The following is a 20,213-nucleotide window of genomic DNA, read 5'->3' on the forward strand; positions in this document are numbered from 1 at the left end:
ATCGTGCCGGTGGCCATGGAAGAGAAGCTGCGCTTCGCCATCCGTGAAGGCGGCCGCACCGTCGGCGCAGGCGTCGTCGCCGCCATCAACGAGTAGTCGGTCCGCCATCACCGTCGCGACGCCGCGGGACCCCGGTCCCGCGGCGTTTGCTCTCCGAGCCGAACAATCCTGACGGCACCGACAATCTCGGAAAATCCCGTACGGTTCGCCATTGCGGCAAGGCCCGGGCCGGTCTATAGCAGCGCCGCGGCGATGAATGCGTCCCCGCATAGGAGTGTAGCTCAACTGGTCAGAGCGCCGGTCTCCAAAACCGGAGGTTGCGGGTTCGAGTCCCTCCACTCCTGCCAATTGGCCGCTGCTCCAGTTCAAGTCCACTCCCCGTTCCATTCCGATCAGATCGCCTGTCCGCAAGTCGGAACCCAGTGCAGTCGACAAGCACGGGGACTTGCGCTAGAGCGGTCGCCTTCCGAGATCGATGAAGGCTTTCGCGGCAGGCGTGGCTCCAGGCCTCCGCACCGCGCTTTCCCGATCCCCGGACCGTTCTCCTGTTTGTTGGCGCCATGGCATCGAACGAAGCATCGAAGAAAACGGACCTCGCGCGCACCCCGCCGCGTGGCTCCGTCACGCCGGGTCCTGCTCGGGCGACGCCCCCCGTGCGGCCCGCGCCCAAGCGCGTCGGCCCCGTGGAGTTCCTCGGCCAGGTGCGCGACGAGGGCCGCAAGGTCACGTGGCCGACCCGCAAGGAGACCGTGGTCACCACCGTGATGGTGTTCATCATGGTGGTCGCCGCGAGCCTGTTCTTCACCGTGGTCGATCAGGCCATGCGCTACCTCGTGACCCTGATCCTCGGGGTCGGGACCAACTAATCTATCGGTCCGGGCGCGCTTTCGCGACCGGCCGAGCGACGTCAGGATTTGGTGAGAACGTGTCGAAGCGCTGGTACATCGTCCACGCCTACTCGAATTTCGAGAACAAGGTCGCGCAGTCCATCAAGGATCAGGCGGCCCAGCGTGGCCTGATGGAGCTGTTCGACGAGGTCATGGTTCCGACCGAGAAGGTCGTGGAGGTCCGTCGCGGCCGAAAGGTCGATGCCGAGCGCAAGTTCTTCCCTGGTTACGTCCTGGTGAAGTGCGACCTCACCGACGAGGTCTACCACCTGATCAAGAACACCCCGAAGGTCACGGGCTTCCTCGGCGCCGACAAGTCGAAACCCGTGCCGATTCCGGATTCGGAAGCCGAGCGCATCAAGGGCCAGGTTGCCGAGGGCGTCGATCGCCCGAAGCCCTCCATCTCCTTCGAGATCGGCGAGACGGTCCGCGTGTCCGACGGTCCGTTCGCGTCCTTCAACGGCACCGTGGAAGAGATCGACGAGAGCCGCTCGCGCCTCAAGGTCGCCGTATCGATCTTCGGCCGCGCCACCCCGGTGGAGCTCGAATACGCCCAGGTCGAGAAGCTCTGATCTTTTGGATTTCGCGGGTGAGTCACCACTGACTCATCCGCTTTTCTTCCGTTCGGCTCCGCGCCGGACGCGAAACCACCATCTCCAGGATGGTGTCACGCGCGGAAGGCCCGCCCGGTTCGCCGCCGGGGTCCACGGACCGTACCGCGACCTGCAACCGCCCGCTCCACCTGCGCTGAGGCCAGCCGGGTGCCGGGCATTCTTTGGGAGCAGTCCCTATGGCAAAGAAGATCACGGGCTACGTGAAGCTTCAGGTTCCGGCCGGCGCCGCGAACCCGTCGCCGCCCATCGGCCCCGCGCTCGGTCAGCGCGGCCTCAACATCATGGAATTCTGCAAGGCCTTCAACGCGAAGACCTCTCAGATCGAGAAGGGCACCCCGATTCCGGTCGTGATCACGGCCTATCAGGATCGCTCCTTCACCTTCGAGATGAAGCAGCCCCCGGTGACGTTCTTCCTCAAGAAGGCCGCCGGCCTGAAGATCGGCAAGAAGCCGGCTTCCGGTTCCAAGACCCCGGGCAAGCCGAACACCAACGTCGGCAAGGTCACCGAGGCACAGCTCCGCGAGATCGCCGAGCGCAAGATGCCCGACCTGAACTGCGATTCGGTGGATGCCGCCGTCGCGATGATCCGTGGCTCCGCGCGGGCCATGGGTCTCGACATCGTCGCTTAAGGGGAGGGCACCATGGCACACGAAGGCAAGCGCATCCGCGCCGCCCGCGAGGGCATCGACGCGCTCAAGCTCTACACCATCGACGAGGCGATCAAGCTCGTTAAGGAGAAGGCCAGCGCGAAGTTCGACGAGACCGTCGAGGTCTCCATGAACCTCGGCGTCGACCCGCGCCACGCCGACCAGATGGTCCGCGGCGTCTGCAACCTGCCCAACGGCTCCGGCCGGACCGTGCGGGTGGCGGTGTTCGCCCGCGGCGCCAAGGCCGACGAGGCCCGGGAAGCCGGTGCCGACATCGTCGGCGCCGAGGATCTCCTCGAGATCGTCCAGAGCGGCAAGATCGAGTTCGATCGTTGCATCGCCACCCCGGACCTGATGCCGCTCGTCGGTCGTCTCGGCAAGGTGCTGGGCCCGCGCGGCCTGATGCCGAACCCGAAGGTCGGCACCGTCACCATGGACGTGAAGTCCGCGGTCGCCGGCGCCAAGGGCGGTTCGGTCGAGTTCCGCGTCGAGAAGGCCGGGATCGTCCACGCCGGCATCGGCAAGGTCTCGTTCGACGCCGACAAGCTCGTCGAGAACATCAAGGCCTTCGCCGACGCTGTCTCCAAGGCGAAGCCCGCCGGCGCCAAGGGCCAGTACGTCCAGCGCGTCGCCGTGACCTCCTCCATGGGTCCGGGCGTCAAGGTCGAGCCCTCGACGGTCCTGCCGGCGTAACGTCCGCAGGCCTGCCACATCTTTGGAAACGCCCGGCCTCGCGGCCGGGCGTTTTCGTTTAAGGCCTCACGCCCGCCAGAACGGCTGGCAGGCCTCCCGCCGAACGGCTTCCGGGTTCAGCCCGACCTCGCGCATCTGCTCGGGATGCAAGTTCGCCAAAGTCCGGCGGTGACGCCAGCGCCCGAGCCAGACACGGCACAACGCACCGAGCCCGCGATCCACGCCGGTTGCCACGGCAGTCGGATATGGGGATCGGACGAGGGACGTGGACGACATGGCGATCTACTCCGATAGCGCAGCCTCCGAAGGGGCTTGCCGCGCAACATTGATCCGAGCACAAATCGGATCAATCGAAACATTGATCTCGGAGCATTTTCGTTCGTGAGCGACTTCAGGGTCCTGGCCGACCGCCTTGCCGACGCGATCGCCGCGGGACGACTGGCACCGGGCGCGCGATTGCCTCCGCAACGCGCCTACGCCTACGCCAACGGCATCGCCGTCTCGACGGCGAGCCGGGTCTATGCCGAACTCGTCCATCGTGGTCTGGTCACAGGGGAGATCGGCCGGGGCACCTATGTGCGGTCGCGCGCCGCGACACCCATCCTCGCTTTCGCCGAACCGCCGCCGACCGCCATCGACCTCGAACGCAACTATTCGATCCTACCGGGTGAGGTGGAGACCCTTTCCGGTGCACTTGCGGGATTGCTCCGATCCGACCGCCTCGAAACCCTTGCCGGTCCCGTGGCGGCGACGGGTCATGCGGAGGGGCGGGCCATCGCCGCCCGCTTCTTCGCCCGACCGGGCTGGACGCCCACCCCCGACAGGATGCTGTTCACCGGCAACGGGCGCCAGGCCGTGGCAGCCGCCCTCGCGGCCATCGCTCCGCCGGGCGAGCGCATCGGGGTCGAGGCGATGACCTATCCGGTGGTGAAGGGAATCGCCGCGCGCCTCGGCATCGTCCTGGTGCCCATCGCCATGGACGGGGAGGGCCTGTGCCCCGAATCGGTCGCCCAGGCGCACCGGACCACACCCCTGCGCGGCCTCTATCTCCAACCCTCGCTTCACAATCCCCTCGGAATCACCATGGGCGGTGAGCGCAGGGCGGCCATCGCGGCCTGCCTCGAAGCCTTCGGCCTCCTGGCTGTCGAGGATGCGATCTACGGATTCCTGAGCGACGCCGCCCCCTTGGCCGCCCTGGCGCCCGACCGCGTCGTCTTCCTCGATAGCCTGTCGAAGCGGGTCGCGCCCGGCCTCACCCTCGGGTTGATAGCCACGCCGCCGGCCCTCACGGATCGGGTCGCCCACTGCGTACGTTCGGGCGGGTGGGGTGCCACCGGTCTGCCCTTCGGCATCGGACTCCATCTCATGGATTCGGGGGAGGCGGCCCGGATTGGACTGGCGAAGCGGCGCGATGCCCGTTCCCGGCAGGCGCTCGCGCGTGACATCCTCGGCGACCTCGACGTGCGGGGCGATCCGGGCGCCTACCACCTCTGGCTGGTTCTGCCCGAAGCGTGGCGGGCCGAGACCTTCGTCGCAGCGGCTGCCCGGCGCGGGATCGCGGTCACCCCCGCCAGCGCCTTCGCCGTCCATCCCGGCCACGCGCCCAACGCCGTGCGCCTCGCGCTGGCCTCACCGCCCCTCGACGCCCTCGCCACCGCCCTGCGGACCCTGCGCCAGCTGGCGGCAGGGGGGGACGACCGCCCCGTCGAGTGAGACCGGACGGCCCACCGTTCAAAGGACCGTGAGGCTCCGGGCGGCAAGCAACCGGCGGTGCGAGAAATCGCGTTCGAGGGGGACGCCATCGCGCGGGGCTGTGCTAAGTACGGCTTCATGCGATGCACCCTCTCCGTCTCCTCCAAGCGACGCATCCTGTGCGTCTTCCCCGCTTACACGCCGTCCTTCGGGACGTTCGCGCACGCCTATCCGTTGATGGGCGGCGTCAAGGCGTTCATGCCGCCGCAAGGTCTGCTGCTCATCGCGGCCTACATGCCGGAGACCTGGGAGTACCGGTTCGTCGACGAGAACATCAAACGGGCCGGGCCGGACGACTTCGCCTGGGCCGACGCGGTGTTCGTGTCGGGCATGCACATCCAGGCCCCGCAGATCCGCGATATCTACGCCCGGGCGCACGCGGCCGGTAAGGTCACGGCGCTGGGCGGCCCGTCTGTCTCGGGCTCGCCCGAGCAGTACCCCGAGTTCGACTACCTCCATATCGGCGAGATCGGCGACGCCACCGACGAACTCGTGGCGATCCTCGACCGCGACGTGTCGATCCCGGCCGCCCAGGTGCGCCTGGAGACGAAGGAGCGCCTGCCGCTCTCCGACTTCCCGGCCCCCGCCTACGAGGCCGCCCCGCTCAAGCGCTACCTCATCGGCTCCCTGCAATTCTCGTCGGGCTGCCCGTATCGCTGCGAATTCTGCGACATCCCGCAGCTCTACGGCCGCCAGCCGCGCCTGAAGAGCCCCGAGCAGATGCTCGGCGAACTCGACGCGATCATCTCCCAGCCCGGTCACCCGGCGGTGGTGTACTTCGTCGACGACAACTTCATCGGCAACCGCAAGGCGACGAAGGACATGCTGCCCCACCTCGTGGCGTGGCAGAAGAAGAACCACTACCCGCTTCAGTTCGCCTGCGAGGCGACCCTGAACATGGCGAAACAGCCCGACATCCTCGCGCTCATGCGCGAGGCCAACTTCATGACCGTCTTCGTCGGCATCGAGACGCCGGAAGAGGACGCGCTCGCCGGCATCGACAAGAAGCACAACGCCGCCGTGCCCATGTACGAGGCCATCGAGACTCTCAACAGCTTCGGACTGGAGGTGACGTCCGGCATCATCCTCGGCCTCGACACCGAGACCGACGGCTCCGAGCAGAAGCTCATCGACTTCGTCGACAAGTCGGCGGTGCCGGTGCTGACCATGAACCTGCTCCAGGCCCTGCCCAAGACCCCCCTGTGGGACCGCCTCACCCGCGAGGGCCGTCTGCTCCACGACGCGTCGCTCGAATCCAACGTCCTGTTCAAGCGGCCCCACGACGACGTGGTGGCGAGCTGGCGCCGGGCCATCGCCCATGCGTACGAGCCGGCCCACCTCTTCGAGCGCTTCAAGTATCAGGTCGAGCGGACCTACCCGCACCGGATCAAGACTCCGCTGAAGGGCAAGCTCACCCGGACCAACCTGCGCCGCGGCTTGATCCTCGGCTTCAACATCGCCCTCAGGGTCGGCGTCCTGTCGGATTACCGGGGCGTGTTCTGGAAGGCGGCGGGCCACGCCCTGAAGCGCGGGCAGATCGAGGCGGTGTTCAACATGGGCTTCGTCGCCCACCACCTCATCCGGTTCACCCGCGAGGCCCTGCGCGGCGAGCACAACGCTTCGTTCTACGCGGCCAAAGCCGACCAGGCGAAGGAGCAACGCACGCCATGGTGGCAGGCCGCGCGCCGGTTCCTACCGACGTGACGGAGTGACGGACCTGCCGCTGCGCTCGGCCGCAGCGGCAAGTGCCGTCAAGGAAAATCGGCGCCTGCGACCGAATAGTCCCGCACTGGCCCTTGGCAGGCTGCTTGCAAGGTTCTATAGACCGCGCTCAACGTTTTCATGAACGAGAAAGGAATCGACCCATCGGTCGGTTTCCAATCGAGAGATCCCTGGGCAACCAGGTGATATGGCCGGAAGGCTTTGAGGGGCGAAAGCCCTTTCAGGCTTTATCCGGCCATGTCCTGTCCGAGACTGCAGGCGCTGGGCGACCGGCTTAATCTTCCAGCCTGCACAGACGGGGAAGACCGAATTCAACATCCTCGCGCACCCTGGCGATTCGTCGGGGTCGAGAGGCATCGGTTTGAACCATCTCACCCGTGTCGTCCACCCATTCGGGGGGCAGCAGGGGACAGGGCCGTGAAGCGTCGTCCAGGACGTTCCGGCTTTCATGAGCCGAATTCCGTCCCGGGCGGCATGTGCAACCGGCGGACCCATCCTCGGGTTCCGCCAACCGGAGAGAGCCCCAGTGGACAGGACAGCCAAAGCTGATCTCGTCTCGACGCTCAACGGCGTGTTCGCGAACACGTCCGTCGTCGTCGTGGCCCACTACAAGGGCCTCACGGTCGCCGACATGCAGAAGCTGCGCTCGCAGATGAAGCTGGCCGGTGCCACCGTGAAGGTCACCAAGAACCGCCTCGCCAACATCGCTCTCGATGGCACGGACGTCGCCTCCATCAAGCCCCTCCTGAAGGGTCCGACCCTGCTCGCCTATTCGAGCGACCCGGTCGCGGCCGCCAAGGTTGCGGTGGAGTTCGCCAAGGTCAACGACAAGCTCGTGATCCTCGGCGGCGCCATGGGCACGACAGCCCTGAACCCGGACGGCGTGAAGGCCTTGGCCTCGCTCCCGTCCCTCGACGAACTGCGCGCCAAGATCGTGGGCCTCATCCAGGCTCCCGCGACCAAGATCGCCCAGGTCGTCAACGCACCGGCGGCCAAGCTCGCCCGCGTGTTCGGGGCCTATGCCACGAAGGACGAGGCTCAGGACGAAGCGGCCTGAAGGTCGCATCGTTCTTCTCAACCCATCCGTTCAAACCGATCTCTGAAGGAACACCACCATGGCTGATCTCGCCAAGCTCGTCGACGACCTGTCCTCGCTGACCGTTCTCGAGGCCGCCGACCTCGCCAAGCTGCTCGAAGAGAAGTGGGGCGTCTCGGCCGCCGCTGCCGTCGCCGTCGCCGGCCCCGCCGCCGGTCCGGCCGCCGCCGTCGAGGAGCAGACCGAGTTCACGGTCATGCTCACCGCCGCCGGCGACAAGAAGATCGAGGTCATCAAGGAGGTCCGCGCGATCACCGGCCTCGGCCTCAAGGAAGCCAAGGACCTCGTCGAAGGCGCTCCGAAGGCCGTCAAGGAGTCCGTCAACAAGGAAGAGGCCGAGAAGCTCAAGGCCCAGCTCGAGAAGGCTGGCGCCAAGATCGAGCTCAAGTAAGACTCTTCGGTGGGCCGCCTCAGGCCCATCACTTCCCGTCGGGCTCCCCGGAGCTTGACGGGCCCAAAGGCCCGCGGGTTCGCGCCCGTGGGCTAAGGTCGCTTCCGGCGACACGACCGGCCCGGCGACGGGCCACCAGATTTTCAGTTCGGGAGGGCGGCGTCCGGCGGGGCGCGTCCATCGCCTGGTCGCGGGAGGCACGAGCCTTCCCCGGGCATCCGGTACGCGGGACGTAGGAGCGAGGTCACCCATGGCCAATACGCTGGTCGGTCGCAAGCGCATTCGCAAATTCTTCGGCAAGATCAAGGAAGTCGCCGAGATGCCGAACCTCATCGAGGTTCAGAAGGCATCCTACGACCAGTTCCTGATGATGGACGAGCCGGAAGGCGGGCGGGGCGACGAAGGCCTGCAGACCGTGTTCAAGTCGGTGTTCCCGATCTCGGACTTCTCGGCCACGGCCCTCCTCGAGTTCGTGAAGTACACGTTCGAGCAGCCGAAATACGACGTCGACGAGTGCCGTCAGCGCGGCATCACCTATGCGGCCCCGCTCAAGGTGACCCTGCGCCTCATCGTGTTCGACGTCGATCCCGACACCGGTGCGAAGTCGGTCAAGGACATCAAGGAGCAGGACGTCTACATGGGCGACATGCCCCTGATGACGGAGAACGGCACCTTCATCGTCAACGGCACCGAGCGCGTCATCGTCTCCCAGATGCACCGTTCGCCCGGCGTGTTCTTCGACCACGACAAGGGCAAGACCCACTCGTCGGGCAAGCTCCTGTTCGCCGCCCGCATCATTCCGTATCGCGGCTCCTGGCTCGACGTCGAGTTCGACGCCAAGGACATCGTCCACGTCCGCATCGACCGCAAGCGCAAGCTGCCGGTGACCTCCCTGCTGTTCGCCCTCGGGCTCGACGGCGAGGAGATCCTGTCGACGTTCTACAACCGCGTGCTGTACGACCGCGACGGCGCCGAGTGGCGCGTGCCGTACGATGCCGAGCGCCTGAAGGGCTTCAAGGCCTCCGTCGACCTCGTCGATGCCGAGTCCGGTGAAGTCGTGCTCGAAGCCGGCAAGAAGCTCAACGCCCGCAACGCGCGCCAGATCGCCGAGCGCGGCGTGAACTTCCTCAAGGCCACGGACGAGGACCTCATCGGCCAGTACATCGCCGAGGATCTGGTGAACGACCAGACGGGCGAGATCTGGGCCGAGGCCGGCGACGAGATCTCCGACAAGCTCCTCAAGAGCCTCGAAGAGGTCGGCATCACCGAGCTGCCCGTGCTCGACATCGACCACATCAACGTCGGTCCCTACATCCGCAACACCCTCGCGGTGGACAAGAACTCCGCCCGCGAAGGCGCGCTGTTCGACATCTACCGGGTCATGCGTCCCGGCGAGCCGCCGACCCTCGACACCGCCGAGGCGATGTTCCACTCGCTGTTCTTCGATTCCGAGCGCTACGACCTCTCGGCGGTCGGCCGCGTGAAGATGAACATGCGCCTCGACCTCGACGCCGAGGACACCGTGCGGACCCTGCGCCGTGAGGACATGCTCGCGGTCGTCAAGGCCCTGGTGGATCTGCGCGACGGCAAGGGCGAAATCGACGACATCGATCACCTCGGCAACCGCCGTGTGCGGTCCGTCGGCGAGCTCATGGAGAACCAGTACCGCCTCGGTCTGCTCCGCATGGAGCGCGCCATCAAGGAGCGGATGTCCTCCGTCGACATCGACACGGTGATGCCGCAGGACCTCATCAACGCGAAGCCCGCGGCCGCGGCCGTGCGCGAGTTCTTCGGCTCGTCGCAGCTGTCGCAGTTCATGGATCAGACCAATCCGCTCTCGGAAGTGACGCACAAGCGTCGCCTCTCGGCGCTCGGACCCGGCGGTCTGACCCGCGAGCGCGCCGGCTTCGAAGTGCGCGACGTGCACCCGACGCATTACGGCCGCATCTGCCCGATCGAGACCCCGGAAGGCCCGAACATCGGCCTGATCAACTCGCTGGCGACCTTCGCCCGGGTGAACAAGTACGGCTTCATCGAGACCCCCTTCCGCAAGGTGAAGGACGGCGTCGTCACCACGGACGTCGCCTACCTGTCGGCGATGGAAGAGGCGAAGTACTACGTCGCCCAGGCCAACGCCCAGATGGACGAGGCCTTCAAGCTCACGGAAGACCTCGTGGTCTGCCGTCGTGCCGGCGACGTCATCGTCGTGCCGCCGGACCGCGTCGATCTCATGGACGTGTCGCCGAAGCAGCTCGTTTCGGTCGCCGCCGCGCTGATCCCGTTCCTCGAGAACGACGACGCGAACCGCGCCCTCATGGGCTCGAATATGCAGCGCCAGGCGGTGCCGCTGGTTCGTGCCGACGCGCCCTTCGTGGGCACGGGCATGGAGGCCGTGGTCGCCCGCGATTCCGGTGCCGCCATCGCGGCGCGCCGCTCGGGCATCGTCGATCAGGTGGACGCCACCCGTATCGTCATCCGCGCCACGGAGGAGGCCGACGCCACCAAGCCGGGCGTCGACATCTACCGCCTGCAGAAGTTCCAGCGCTCCAACCAGTCGACCTGCATCACGCAGAAGCCGTTGGTGCGCGTCGGCGAGTCCGTGAAGAAGGGCGAGATCATCGCCGACGGTCCGTCGACGGAGTTCGGCGAGCTGGCGCTCGGCCGGAACGTGCTCGTCGCATTCATGCCCTGGAACGGCTACAACTTCGAGGACTCGATCCTGCTTTCCGAGCGGATCGTGAAGGATGACGTGTTCACCTCGATCCATATCGAGGAGTTCGAGGTGATGGCCCGAGACACTAAGCTCGGTCCGGAAGAGATCACCCGCGACATCCCCAACGTCTCCGAAGAAGCGCTGAAGAACCTCGACGAGGCCGGCATCGTCTACATCGGTGCCGAGGTCCACGCCGGCGACATCCTGTGCGGCAAGATCACCCCGAAGGGTGAGAGCCCGATGACGCCGGAAGAGAAGCTCCTCCGGGCGATCTTCGGCGAGAAGGCGTCCGACGTGCGCGACACCTCGCTCCGGGTTCCCCCGGGCGTGACCGGCACCATCGTCGAGGTCCGGGTGTTCAACCGCCACGGCGTTGACAAGGACGAGCGCGCCCAGGCCATCGAGCGCGAGGAAATCGAGCGCCTCGCCAAGGATCGCGACGACGAGCAGGCGATCCTCGACCGCAACACCTACGCGCGTCTGGCCACCGTCCTCATCGGTCAGGCCCCCATCGCCGGTCCGAAGGGCTTCAAGAAGGAGACCACGCTCAACCGTGAGCTCCTCTCCGAGTACCCGCGTTCGCAATGGTGGCAGTTCGCCGTCATCGACGACCGTCTCATGACCGAGATGGAAGCGATGCAGAAGCAGTACGACGAGTCGAAGAAGCGCCTGGAGCAGCGCTTCCTCGACAAGGTCGAGAAGCTGCAGCGCGGCGACGAGCTGCCCCCCGGCGTGATGAAGATGGTCAAGGTCTTCGTCGCGGTGAAGCGCAAGATCCAGCCGGGCGACAAGATGGCCGGCCGTCACGGCAACAAGGGCGTCGTGTCGCGCATCGTCCCCATCGAGGACATGCCGTTCCTCGAGGACGGGACGCATGCCGACATCGTGCTCAACCCGCTGGGCGTGCCCTCGCGCATGAACGTCGGTCAGATCCTGGAGACCCACCTGGGCTGGGCCGCGGCCGGTCTCGGCCGCAAGGTCGGGCTCGCGGTGGACGCGTATCTTCGCAGCAACGACATCGCGCCCCTCAAGGCGGAGATGGAGGCGATCTACTCGCCGTCGGAGCTCGAAGGCCTGTCGGACGAGGACATGGCGGAAGCGGCCAACAACGTGCGCCGCGGCGTGCCGATGGCGACTCCGGTGTTCAACGGCGCCAAGGAAGCCGACATCGAGCAGATGCTGGAAATGGCCGGTCTCGACCGGTCGGCCCAGTCGACGCTCTACGACGGCCGCACGGGTGAGCCCTTCGACCGCAAGGTCACCATGGGCTACATCTACATGCTGAAGCTGCACCACCTCGTGGACGACAAGATCCACGCCCGGTCGATCGGGCCGTACTCCCTCGTCACCCAGCAGCCGCTGGGCGGCAAGGCGCAGTTCGGCGGTCAGCGCTTCGGCGAGATGGAGGTCTGGGCGCTCGAGGCCTACGGCGCGGCCTACACCCTGCAGGAGATGCTCACGGTGAAGTCGGACGACGTCGCCGGCCGCACCAAGGTGTACGAGGCCATCGTGCGCGGCGACGACACCTTCGAGGCCGGCATCCCCGAATCCTTCAACGTGCTCGTCAAGGAAATGCGCTCGCTCGGCCTCAACGTCGAGCTCACCTCCTCGAAGAAGACCGCCAACGACCAGATCGAGCCGCCCGCCGAGGCGGCCGAGTAACCACCGCACCACGCTCCCGCGCCGGCTCACTCGCCGGCGCGGTCCGAGCGGGGAGGGGAAGCGCCTCCCGGATGATGACGGCCAGCGGCGACTGAGACAGTCGCGGCGCCGACCAGTTTACAGCACGCGGTAGCCCCTCGGCGGAGGGTGCACCCCGTCAGCAGGAGTCGATCCATGAACCAAGAGGTCATGAATCTTTTCAACCAGCAGGCTCAGCCCCAGAGCTTCGACCAGATCAAGATCTCGATCTCGTCGCCGGAGAAGATCCTCTCGTGGTCTTTCGGCGAGATCAAGAAGCCCGAGACGATCAACTACCGCACGTTCAAGCCCGAGCGCGACGGCCTGTTCTGCGCCCGGATCTTCGGGCCGATCAAGGACTACGAGTGCCTGTGCGGCAAGTACAAGCGCATGAAGTACAAGGGCGTCATCTGTGAGAAGTGCGGCGTCGAGGTCACCCTCGCGCGTGTGCGGCGCGACCGCATGGGCCACATCGAGCTCGCCGCCCCCGTTGCCCACATCTGGTTCCTGAAGTCGCTGCCGTCCCGCATCGGCCTCCTGCTCGACATGGCCCTCAAGGACCTCGAGCGGATCCTGTACTTCGAGTCCTACGTCACCATCGAGCCGGGCCTCACCCCCCTCAAGGAGCGTCAGCTCCTCTCCGAGGAGGAGTACCTGCGCGCGCAGGAGGAGTACGGCGAGGACTCGTTCACCGCCATGATCGGCGCCGAGGCCATCCGGCGCATCCTGCAGGAACTCGACCTCGACGGCATCGCGGATTCGCTGCGCGAGGAGATCGCCACCACGACCTCCGAGCTGAAGCCGAAGAAGCTCCTCAAGCGCCTGAAGATCATCGAGGCCTTCCAGATGTCGGGCAACAAGCCCGAGTGGATGATCCTCACCGTGGTCCCCGTGATCCCGCCGGACCTGCGCCCCCTCGTCCCCCTGGACGGCGGCCGCTTCGCCACGTCCGATCTCAACGACCTCTACCGCCGCGTCATCAACCGCAACAACCGCCTGAAGCGGCTGATCGAGCTGCGCGCGCCGGACATCATCATCCGCAACGAGAAGCGCATGCTTCAGGAAGCGGTCGACGCCCTGTTCGACAACGGCCGCCGCGGCCGCGTCATCACGGGCGCCAACAAGCGTCCGCTGAAGTCCCTCGCCGACATGCTCAAGGGCAAGCAGGGCCGCTTCCGTCAGAACCTGCTCGGCAAGCGCGTCGACTATTCCGGCCGTTCGGTCATCGTCGTCGGCCCGGAGCTGAAGCTGCACCAGTGCGGCCTGCCGAAGAAGATGGCACTGGAGCTGTTCAAGCCGTTCATCTACGCGCGCCTCGACGCCAAGGGCTTCTCGGCAACCGTGAAGCAGGCGAAGAAGCTCGTGGAGAAGGAGAAGCCCGAGGTTTGGGACATCCTCGACGAGGTGATCCGCGAACACCCGGTGATGCTCAACCGCGCGCCGACGCTCCACCGCCTCGGCATCCAGGCGTTCGAGCCCAAGCTCATCGAGGGCAAGGCGATCCAGCTCCACCCGCTGGTCTGCGCCGCGTTCAACGCCGACTTCGACGGCGACCAGATGGCCGTGCACGTTCCCCTGAGCCTCGAGGCTCAGCTGGAGGCGCGCGTTCTGATGATGTCGACGAACAACATCCTGCACCCCGCCAACGGCCTGCCGATCATCGTGCCGTCGCAGGATATCGTGCTCGGCCTGTACTACCTGTCCATCGTGGCCGAGGGCGCCATCGGCGCGTTCGACCCGACGAGCAAGACCAACCCGATGCAGGGCGTCTTCGGCAATGTGGGCGAGCTCGAGCACGCGCTGGCGGCCAAGACCGTCAAGCTGCACTCGAAGATCCGCTGGCGGTGGAACGGTATCGGCCCCGATGGCGAGCCGCTGACGAAGACCTACGACACCACGCCGGGCCGAGTGATCCTGTCCGGCGCCCTGCCGCTGCACAAGAACGTCCCCTTCGACGTCGTCAACAAGCTGATGACCAAGAAGGAGATCTCGTCGATGATCGACACCGTCTACCGCCACTGCGGTCAGAAGGAGTCGGTGATCTTCTGCGATCGCATCATGGCGCTCGGCTTCAACCACGCGTTCAAGGCCGGCATCTCGTTCGGCAAGGACGACATGGTGGTGCCCGACAACAAGTGGCCCATCGTCGACGACACGCGCGCCCTCGTGAAGGACTACGAGCAGCAGTACAACGACGGCCTGATCACCCAGGGCGAGAAGTACAACAAGGTGGTGGATGCCTGGGCCAAGTGCTCGGACAAGCTCGCCGCCGAGATGATGCTGCGCATCTCCACGGTGCAGAAGGACGAGAACGGCGCCGACAAGCAGATCAACTCGATCTACATGATGAGCCATTCCGGTGCCCGTGGTTCGCCGGCGCAGATGAAGCAGCTCGCCGCCATGCGCGGCCTCATGGCCAAGCCCTCGGGCGAGATCATCGAGACGCCGATCATCTCGAACTTCAAGGAAGGCCTCGACGTGCTCGAGTACTTCAACTCGACCCACGGCGCCCGTAAGGGCCTCGCGGACACCGCGTTGAAGACGGCCAACTCCGGCTACCTGACCCGTCGTCTCGTCGACGTGGCCCAGGACGCGGTCATCCGCGAGGTCGACTGCGGTTCGACCTCCGGCATCCGCATGCGCGCCATCGTCGACGCGGGCCAGGTCGTGGCCCCGCTCTCGATCCGCATCCTCGGCCGCGCCACGGCGGAAGATCTCGTCGCCCAGGACGGCACGGTCATCGTCAAGACCAACGAGACCATCGAGGAGAAGCACCTGCCGGCCATCCAGGCGGCGGGCATCCAGGAGGTGAAGATCCGCTCGGTGCTGGTGTGCCAGACCCGCAGCGGCGTCTGCGCCACCTGCTACGGCCGAGATCTGGCCCGCGGCACGCCCGTCAACATGGGCGAGGCCGTCGGCGTCATCGCGGCGCAGTCCATCGGCGAGCCGGGCACCCAGCTCACCATGCGCACCTTCCACATCGGCGGCGCGGCGCAGATCGCCGACTCGTCGTTCATCGAGTCGAGCTTCGAGGGCACCATCAAGATCCGCAACCGGGCGCTCGCCCGGAACACGGACGGCGACCTCATCGCCACGGGCCGCAACGTCGCCGTCGTCATCGTCGGCTCCGACGGTTCCGAGCGCGCGGTGCACCGCCTGCAATACGGCGCCAAGCTGCGGGTGGACGAGGGCGACACGGTCAAGCGCGGCCAGCGCATCGCCGAATGGGACCCCTACACCCGTCCGATCATCACCGAGACGGACGGCATCGTCGCCTACGAGGACCTCATCGACGGTCAGTCCATCACGGAGACCACCGACGAGTCGACGGGTATCGCCAAGCGCGTGGTCATCGACTGGCGCGGCACCGCCCGCACCGCCGACCTCAAGCCGGCGATGCTGGTGCTCGATGCCGACGGCAAGCCGATGAAGCTGCCGCGCGGCTCCGACGCCCGCTACTTCCTGCCCGTCGACGCCATCATCGGCTACGATCCGGGTGGGCGCGTGAAGGCCGGCGACATCCTCGCCCGCGTCTCCACCGACTCGGCCAAGACCCGCGACATCACCGGCGGTCTGCCGCGGGTGGCGGAGCTGTTCGAGGCCCGTCGGCCCAAGGACGCGGCGATCATCGCCGAGAAGTCCGGCACGATCCAGTTCGGGCGCGACTACAAGAACAAGCGCCGCCTGACGCTGACCCCGCACGACGGCTCGGACGCCGTCGAGTACCTCATCCCCAAGGGCAAGCACATCCACCTGCAGGACGGGGACGTGGTGGAACTCGGCGACTACATCGTCGACGGCAATCCGGCGCCGCACGACATCCTGGCGATCAAGGGCGTGGAGGAGCTCGCCGCTTACCTCGTCAACGAGATCCAGGAGGTCTACCGGCTCCAGGGCGTGGCCATCAACGACAAGCACATCGAGGTCATCGTCCGGCAGATGCTGCAGAAGGTCGAGATCACCGACGGCGGCGATTCGGACATCCTCACGGGTGACCAGATCGACCGGACGGAGCTGGCCGACGCCAACGAGAAGCTGCTCGCCGAGGGCAAGCGTCCCATCGTCGGCGTGCCGGTCCTGCTCGGCATCACCAAGGCCTCCCTGCAGACGAAGTCGTTCATCTCGGCGGCCTCGTTCCAGGAGACCACCCGCGTCCTCACGGAGGCGGCCGTCAACGGCAAGATCGACTACCTCGAAGGCCTCAAGGAGAACGTCATCGTCGGCTCGCTCATCCCGGCCGGCACGGGCTCCATGGCCGCCGACATCCGCGCCGTGGCGCGGCGTCGCGACGCCATGATCCTCCAGCAGAAGGCCGCCGAGAGCGGCGCACAGCCCCTCACGGGCCTGCCGCCCGCCGCCGAGTAGGCGCGAGCGACCGTCACCGAACAAACCAGGGGTCGCCTCCGGGCGGCCCCTTTTTCGTGCGCTGACCATCGGAGACAGGTTTCGGGCCGCGACGCCCGTTTCATTCACGGTTCGCTAGGGGAAATGGGTTGACGGCCGGCGAAACCACCTCTATCAGGCCCTCATTGAACGGCTGGCCGTAAGCAGCAATTGATCCACGAGCGTCTCGCTCGGATCCAAGCTTCTTAAACGCATCCGACTTCAACAGACGAACACGTGTCAGCCCGGCATGATCGCTTGCTTGATCGCAGGTGATCCTCTGCTTGCAACGGCGCGCCAAAGGCTGACATCAGCCTGGGGCGCGGTTTTGCGTTTCATCGCACAGATCGTGCGGCGACGGGGCGGGCCAAACGAGATTTGGATTTCGACGGTCGCCGACGCAGGCGACGCGTTTCGAGAGGATTGGCATGCCGACGATCAACCAGCTGATCGCTCAGCCGCGCAAGGCGCAGAAGAGCCGCAACAAGGTGCCGGCGCTCGACGCCTGCCCGCAGAAGCGTGGCGTCTGCACCCGCGTCTACACGACGACCCCCAAGAAGCCGAACTCCGCGCTCCGTAAGGTCGCCAAGGTTCGTCTGACCAATGGCTTCGAAGTCATCGGTTATATCCCGGGCGAGGGTCACAATCTTCAGGAGCACTCCGTGGTGATGATCCGCGGCGGCCGTGTGAAGGACCTTCCCGGCGTTCGCTACCACATCCTGCGCGGCGTGCTCGACACGCAGGGCGTCAAGGGTCGTAAGCAGCGCCGGTCCAAGTACGGCGCCAAGCGTCCGAAGTAAGTTATTCGCGCACCCCGCAAGGATGTCGCCGGCCCCGATTGGGCTCGAGGCGGCCTGCGCGGGGTGGTTTCAAGACCCTGTATTTAGACGGAGCGAGCGATGTCCCGCCGCCATTCTGCCGAGAAGCGCGAAATCATTCCGGACGCCAAGTACGGCGATATAGTTCTGACCAAGTTCATGAATTCGATCATGTACGAGGGCAAGAAGTCCATCGCCGAGGGTATCGTGTACGGCGCGTTCGACATCGTCGAGAACCGCGCTCGCGCCAACCCCATCGAGGTGTTCCGCGCCGCCCTCGAGAACGTGGCCCCGGCCATCGAGGTCCGCTCCCGCCGCGTCGGCGGCGCGACCTACCAGGTCCCCGTCGAGGTTCGCACCGAGCGCCGCCAGGCCCTGGCAATCCGTTGGCTGATCCAGGCCGCACGCGGCCGCAACGACCGCACCATGGTGGAGCGCCTGTCGGCCGAGCTCCTCGACGCCGCCAACAACCGCGGCAACGCCGTGAAGAAGCGGGAAGACACGCACCGGATGGCGGAAGCCAACCGCGCCTTCTCGCACTACCGCTGGTAAGCGGACCCGGACCCTTTCAGGAGCAATCCGATGCCCCGCACGCACGCGATCGAGGACTACCGCAACTTCGGCATCATGGCCCACATCGATGCCGGCAAGACCACGACCACCGAGCGGATCCTCTACTACACCGGCAAGTCCCATAAGATCGGCGAAGTCCATGACGGCGCCGCGACGATGGATTGGATGACGCAGGAGCAGGAGCGTGGCATCACGATCACCTCCGCGGCGACCACCTGCTTCTGGCGCGACAAGCGCCTGAACATCATCGACACCCCCGGCCACGTGGATTTCACCATCGAGGTGGAGCGTTCGCTTCGCGTCCTCGACGGCGCCGTATGCGTGCTCGACGGCAACCAGGGCGTCGAGCCCCAGACCGAGACCGTCTGGCGCCAGGCCGACAAGTACGACGTGCCTCGCGTCGTGTTCGTCAACAAGATGGACAAGATCGGCGCAGACTTCTTCAAGTGCGTCGCCGACATCATCGACCGCGTCGCCGGCAAGCCGGTGTGCCTGCAGCTGCCGATCGGCGCCGAGACTTCCTTCAAGGGCGTCATCGACCTGATCAAGATGAAGGCCATCGTCTGGACCTCGGAGAAGCTCGGCGCCGAATTCGCCGAAACCGAGATCCCCGACGATCTCGCCGAGCAGGCTGCGGAGTATCGCATCAAGCTCGTGGAGGCCTGCGTCGAGATGGACGACGACGCGATGTCGGCCTACCTCGACGGCGTCGAGCCCGACGCCGAGACGATGCATCGCCTGGTGCGCACCGCCGTGCAGCGTCGCGCCTTCCATCCGGTGCTGTGCGGATCGGCCTTCAAAAACAAGGGCGTCCAGCCCCTGCTCGACGCTGTGGTCGATTACCTGCCTTCCCCCGCCGATCGCGGCGAGATCAAGGGCCTCGACTTCAAGACCGAGGAAGAGATCGTCCGTCATCCGTCGGACAGCGATCCCTTCTCCATGCTCGCCTTCAAGATCATGGACGATCCGCACGTCGGCACGATCACGTTCTGCCGCGTCTACTCGGGCAAGATCGAGTCGGGCGCCAACGTCATCAACTCGTCGCGCGACAAGAAAGAGCGCGTCGGTCGCATGCTCCTCATGCACGCCAACAACCGCGAAGACGTCAAGGAGGCCTTCACGGGCGACATCGTCGCCCTGGCCGGCCTCAAGGACACCCGTACGGGCGACACCCTCTGCGATCCGCAAAAGGCCGTGATCCTCGAGAAGATGGAGTTCCCCGAGCCCGTCATCGAGATCGCCGTGGAGCCGAAGTCGAAGGCCGATCAGGAGAAGCTCGGCATCGCTCTCGCCAAGCTGGCCGCCGAGGATCCGTCGTTCCGGGTCTCGACGGACCAGGAGTCGGGCCAGACCATCCTTCGCGGGATGGGCGAACTCCACCTCGACATCAAGGTCGACATCCTTCGCCGCACCTACATGGTCGATGCCAACATCGGTCAGCCGCAGGTGGCGTATCGTGAGAAGCTCACGAAGCGCACCGAGATCGACTACACCCACAAGAAGCAGACCGGCGGTACCGGTCAGTTCGCCCGGGTGAAGTTCATCGTTGAGCCCAACGAGCCCGGCAAGGGCTTCGAGTTCTCCTCGAAGATCATCGGCGGCACGGTGCCGAAGGAGTACATCCCGGGCGTCGAAAAGGGCCTCAACTCGGTGCTCGGTGCCGGTATCCTGGCGGGCTTCCCCGTCGTGGACATCAAGGTCGAGCTCATCGACGGCGCCTACCACGACGTCGACTCCTCGGCGCTCGCCTTCGAGATCGCGTCGCGTGCAGCCCTCCGTGAGGCCCTCCAGAAGGGTGGATCGGTGTTGCTCGAGCCGGTGATGAAGGTCGAGGTCGTCTCTCCGGAAGAATACACCGGTTCGGTGATCGGCGATCTCAACTCCCGCCGTGGCCAGATCCAGGGCCAGGACATGCGCGGCAACGCGAACGTCATCAACGCGATGGTGCCGCTGGCCAACATGTTCGGTTACGTGAACCAGCTGCGCTCCTTCTCTCAGGGGCGCGCCAACTTCACGATGCAGTTCGACCATTACGAAGAGGTGCCGCGCGGCGAGGCCGAGAAGGTCGTCGCGAAGTACGCTTAAGGCTTCCCGCCTTTTCCGGACCGCAGCAGCATCACCTGAAACACTGAGATTACGGAGGCTACGATGGCCAAAGAGAAATTCGCTCGTACGAAGCCGCACTGCAACATTGGCACGATCGGTCACGTGGACCACGGCAAGACGTCGCTGACGGCGGCGATC

General features: G+C 66.0%; 14 protein-coding genes, 1 tRNA gene and 1 pseudogene. All 16 read left to right on the forward strand.

The features are described 5' to 3' along the window. Positions 1 to 96, forward strand: a pseudogene (locus ASF25_RS21975) (elongation factor Tu); the annotation flags it as partial. Between the two features lie 174 nt (positions 97 to 270). After that, positions 271 to 347, forward strand: a tRNA-Trp gene (locus ASF25_RS12575). A 213-nt stretch (positions 348 to 560) separates the two neighbouring features. Continuing rightward, positions 561 to 866: a preprotein translocase subunit SecE gene (gene secE, locus ASF25_RS12580; protein ID WP_056171425.1), complete on the forward strand. Its 306-nt coding sequence runs from the start codon at positions 561 to 563 to the stop codon at positions 864 to 866. A gap of 59 nt (positions 867 to 925) precedes the next feature. Next, the gene (nusG, locus tag ASF25_RS12585; RefSeq protein WP_056092062.1) at positions 926 to 1,459 is read left to right on the forward strand and encodes a transcription termination/antitermination protein NusG; all 534 of its coding nucleotides are present in this window, start codon (positions 926 to 928) and stop codon (positions 1,457 to 1,459) included. A gap of 218 nt (positions 1,460 to 1,677) precedes the next feature. Continuing rightward, positions 1,678 to 2,130, forward strand: a complete 453-nt coding sequence (gene rplK / locus ASF25_RS12590; RefSeq protein ID WP_056265692.1) for a 50S ribosomal protein L11 — start codon at positions 1,678 to 1,680, stop codon at positions 2,128 to 2,130. Positions 2,131 to 2,142: 12 nt separating this feature from the next. Then, on the forward strand, positions 2,143 to 2,841 hold the full coding sequence (gene rplA, locus ASF25_RS12595; protein WP_056171430.1) for a 50S ribosomal protein L1: 699 nt from the start codon (positions 2,143 to 2,145) through the stop codon (positions 2,839 to 2,841). A 381-nt stretch (positions 2,842 to 3,222) separates the two neighbouring features. After that, entirely contained in the window at positions 3,223 to 4,554 is a 1,332-nt protein-coding gene (locus ASF25_RS12600; RefSeq protein ID WP_056305005.1) for a PLP-dependent aminotransferase family protein, read from the forward strand. Between the two features lie 117 nt (positions 4,555 to 4,671). Beyond that, complete coding sequence (locus ASF25_RS12605) at positions 4,672 to 6,297, forward strand: B12-binding domain-containing radical SAM protein (protein WP_056305006.1); 1,626 nt, start codon at positions 4,672 to 4,674, stop codon at positions 6,295 to 6,297. 544 nt (positions 6,298 to 6,841) lie between these two features. After that, positions 6,842 to 7,372: a 50S ribosomal protein L10 gene (gene rplJ, locus ASF25_RS12610; protein ID WP_056171434.1), complete on the forward strand. Its 531-nt coding sequence runs from the start codon at positions 6,842 to 6,844 to the stop codon at positions 7,370 to 7,372. A gap of 58 nt (positions 7,373 to 7,430) precedes the next feature. Next, positions 7,431 to 7,802, forward strand: a complete 372-nt coding sequence (gene rplL / locus ASF25_RS12615; RefSeq protein ID WP_056171436.1) for a 50S ribosomal protein L7/L12 — start codon at positions 7,431 to 7,433, stop codon at positions 7,800 to 7,802. 250 nt (positions 7,803 to 8,052) lie between these two features. Beyond that, positions 8,053 to 12,177: a DNA-directed RNA polymerase subunit beta gene (gene rpoB, locus ASF25_RS12620; RefSeq protein ID WP_056171438.1), complete on the forward strand. Its 4,125-nt coding sequence runs from the start codon at positions 8,053 to 8,055 to the stop codon at positions 12,175 to 12,177. Positions 12,178 to 12,351: 174 nt separating this feature from the next. Next, positions 12,352 to 16,560: a DNA-directed RNA polymerase subunit beta' gene (gene rpoC, locus ASF25_RS12625; RefSeq protein WP_056265688.1), complete on the forward strand. Its 4,209-nt coding sequence runs from the start codon at positions 12,352 to 12,354 to the stop codon at positions 16,558 to 16,560. Between the two features lie 446 nt (positions 16,561 to 17,006). After that, positions 17,007 to 17,378, forward strand: a complete 372-nt coding sequence (gene rpsL / locus ASF25_RS12630; RefSeq protein WP_018044234.1) for a 30S ribosomal protein S12 — start codon at positions 17,007 to 17,009, stop codon at positions 17,376 to 17,378. 99 nt (positions 17,379 to 17,477) lie between these two features. Beyond that, positions 17,478 to 17,948 (forward strand): 30S ribosomal protein S7, encoded by a 471-nt coding sequence (gene rpsG, locus ASF25_RS12635; RefSeq protein WP_018044233.1) that lies wholly within the window; start codon positions 17,478 to 17,480, stop codon positions 17,946 to 17,948. A gap of 30 nt (positions 17,949 to 17,978) precedes the next feature. Continuing rightward, on the forward strand, positions 17,979 to 20,054 hold the full coding sequence (gene fusA, locus ASF25_RS12640; protein WP_056171442.1) for an elongation factor G: 2,076 nt from the start codon (positions 17,979 to 17,981) through the stop codon (positions 20,052 to 20,054). Between the two features lie 63 nt (positions 20,055 to 20,117). Then, positions 20,118 to 20,213, forward strand: a 96-nt coding sequence (locus ASF25_RS22725; RefSeq protein WP_156368968.1) for a GTP-binding protein, incomplete at its 3' end; no start/stop codon positions are given.

Source organism: Methylobacterium sp. Leaf100 (genome assembly GCF_001422845.1).
Lineage (GTDB): Bacteria > Pseudomonadota > Alphaproteobacteria > Rhizobiales > Beijerinckiaceae > Methylobacterium.

Coding starts and splice junctions, on each gene's coding strand:
- rplL (WP_056171436.1), top strand. CDS start 7,431: ATGGCTGATCTCGCCAAGCTCGTCGACGACCTGTCCTCGCTGACCGTT.
- secE (WP_056171425.1), top strand. CDS start 561: ATGGCATCGAACGAAGCATCGAAGAAAACGGACCTCGCGCGCACCCCG.
- fusA (WP_056171442.1), top strand. CDS start 17,979: ATGCCCCGCACGCACGCGATCGAGGACTACCGCAACTTCGGCATCATG.
- rpsG (WP_018044233.1), top strand. CDS start 17,478: ATGTCCCGCCGCCATTCTGCCGAGAAGCGCGAAATCATTCCGGACGCC.
- rplK (WP_056265692.1), top strand. CDS start 1,678: ATGGCAAAGAAGATCACGGGCTACGTGAAGCTTCAGGTTCCGGCCGGC.
- rpoB (WP_056171438.1), top strand. CDS start 8,053: ATGGCCAATACGCTGGTCGGTCGCAAGCGCATTCGCAAATTCTTCGGC.
- rplA (WP_056171430.1), top strand. CDS start 2,143: ATGGCACACGAAGGCAAGCGCATCCGCGCCGCCCGCGAGGGCATCGAC.
- ASF25_RS12605 (WP_056305006.1), top strand. CDS start 4,672: ATGCGATGCACCCTCTCCGTCTCCTCCAAGCGACGCATCCTGTGCGTC.
- rpsL (WP_018044234.1), top strand. CDS start 17,007: ATGCCGACGATCAACCAGCTGATCGCTCAGCCGCGCAAGGCGCAGAAG.
- rpoC (WP_056265688.1), top strand. CDS start 12,352: ATGAACCAAGAGGTCATGAATCTTTTCAACCAGCAGGCTCAGCCCCAG.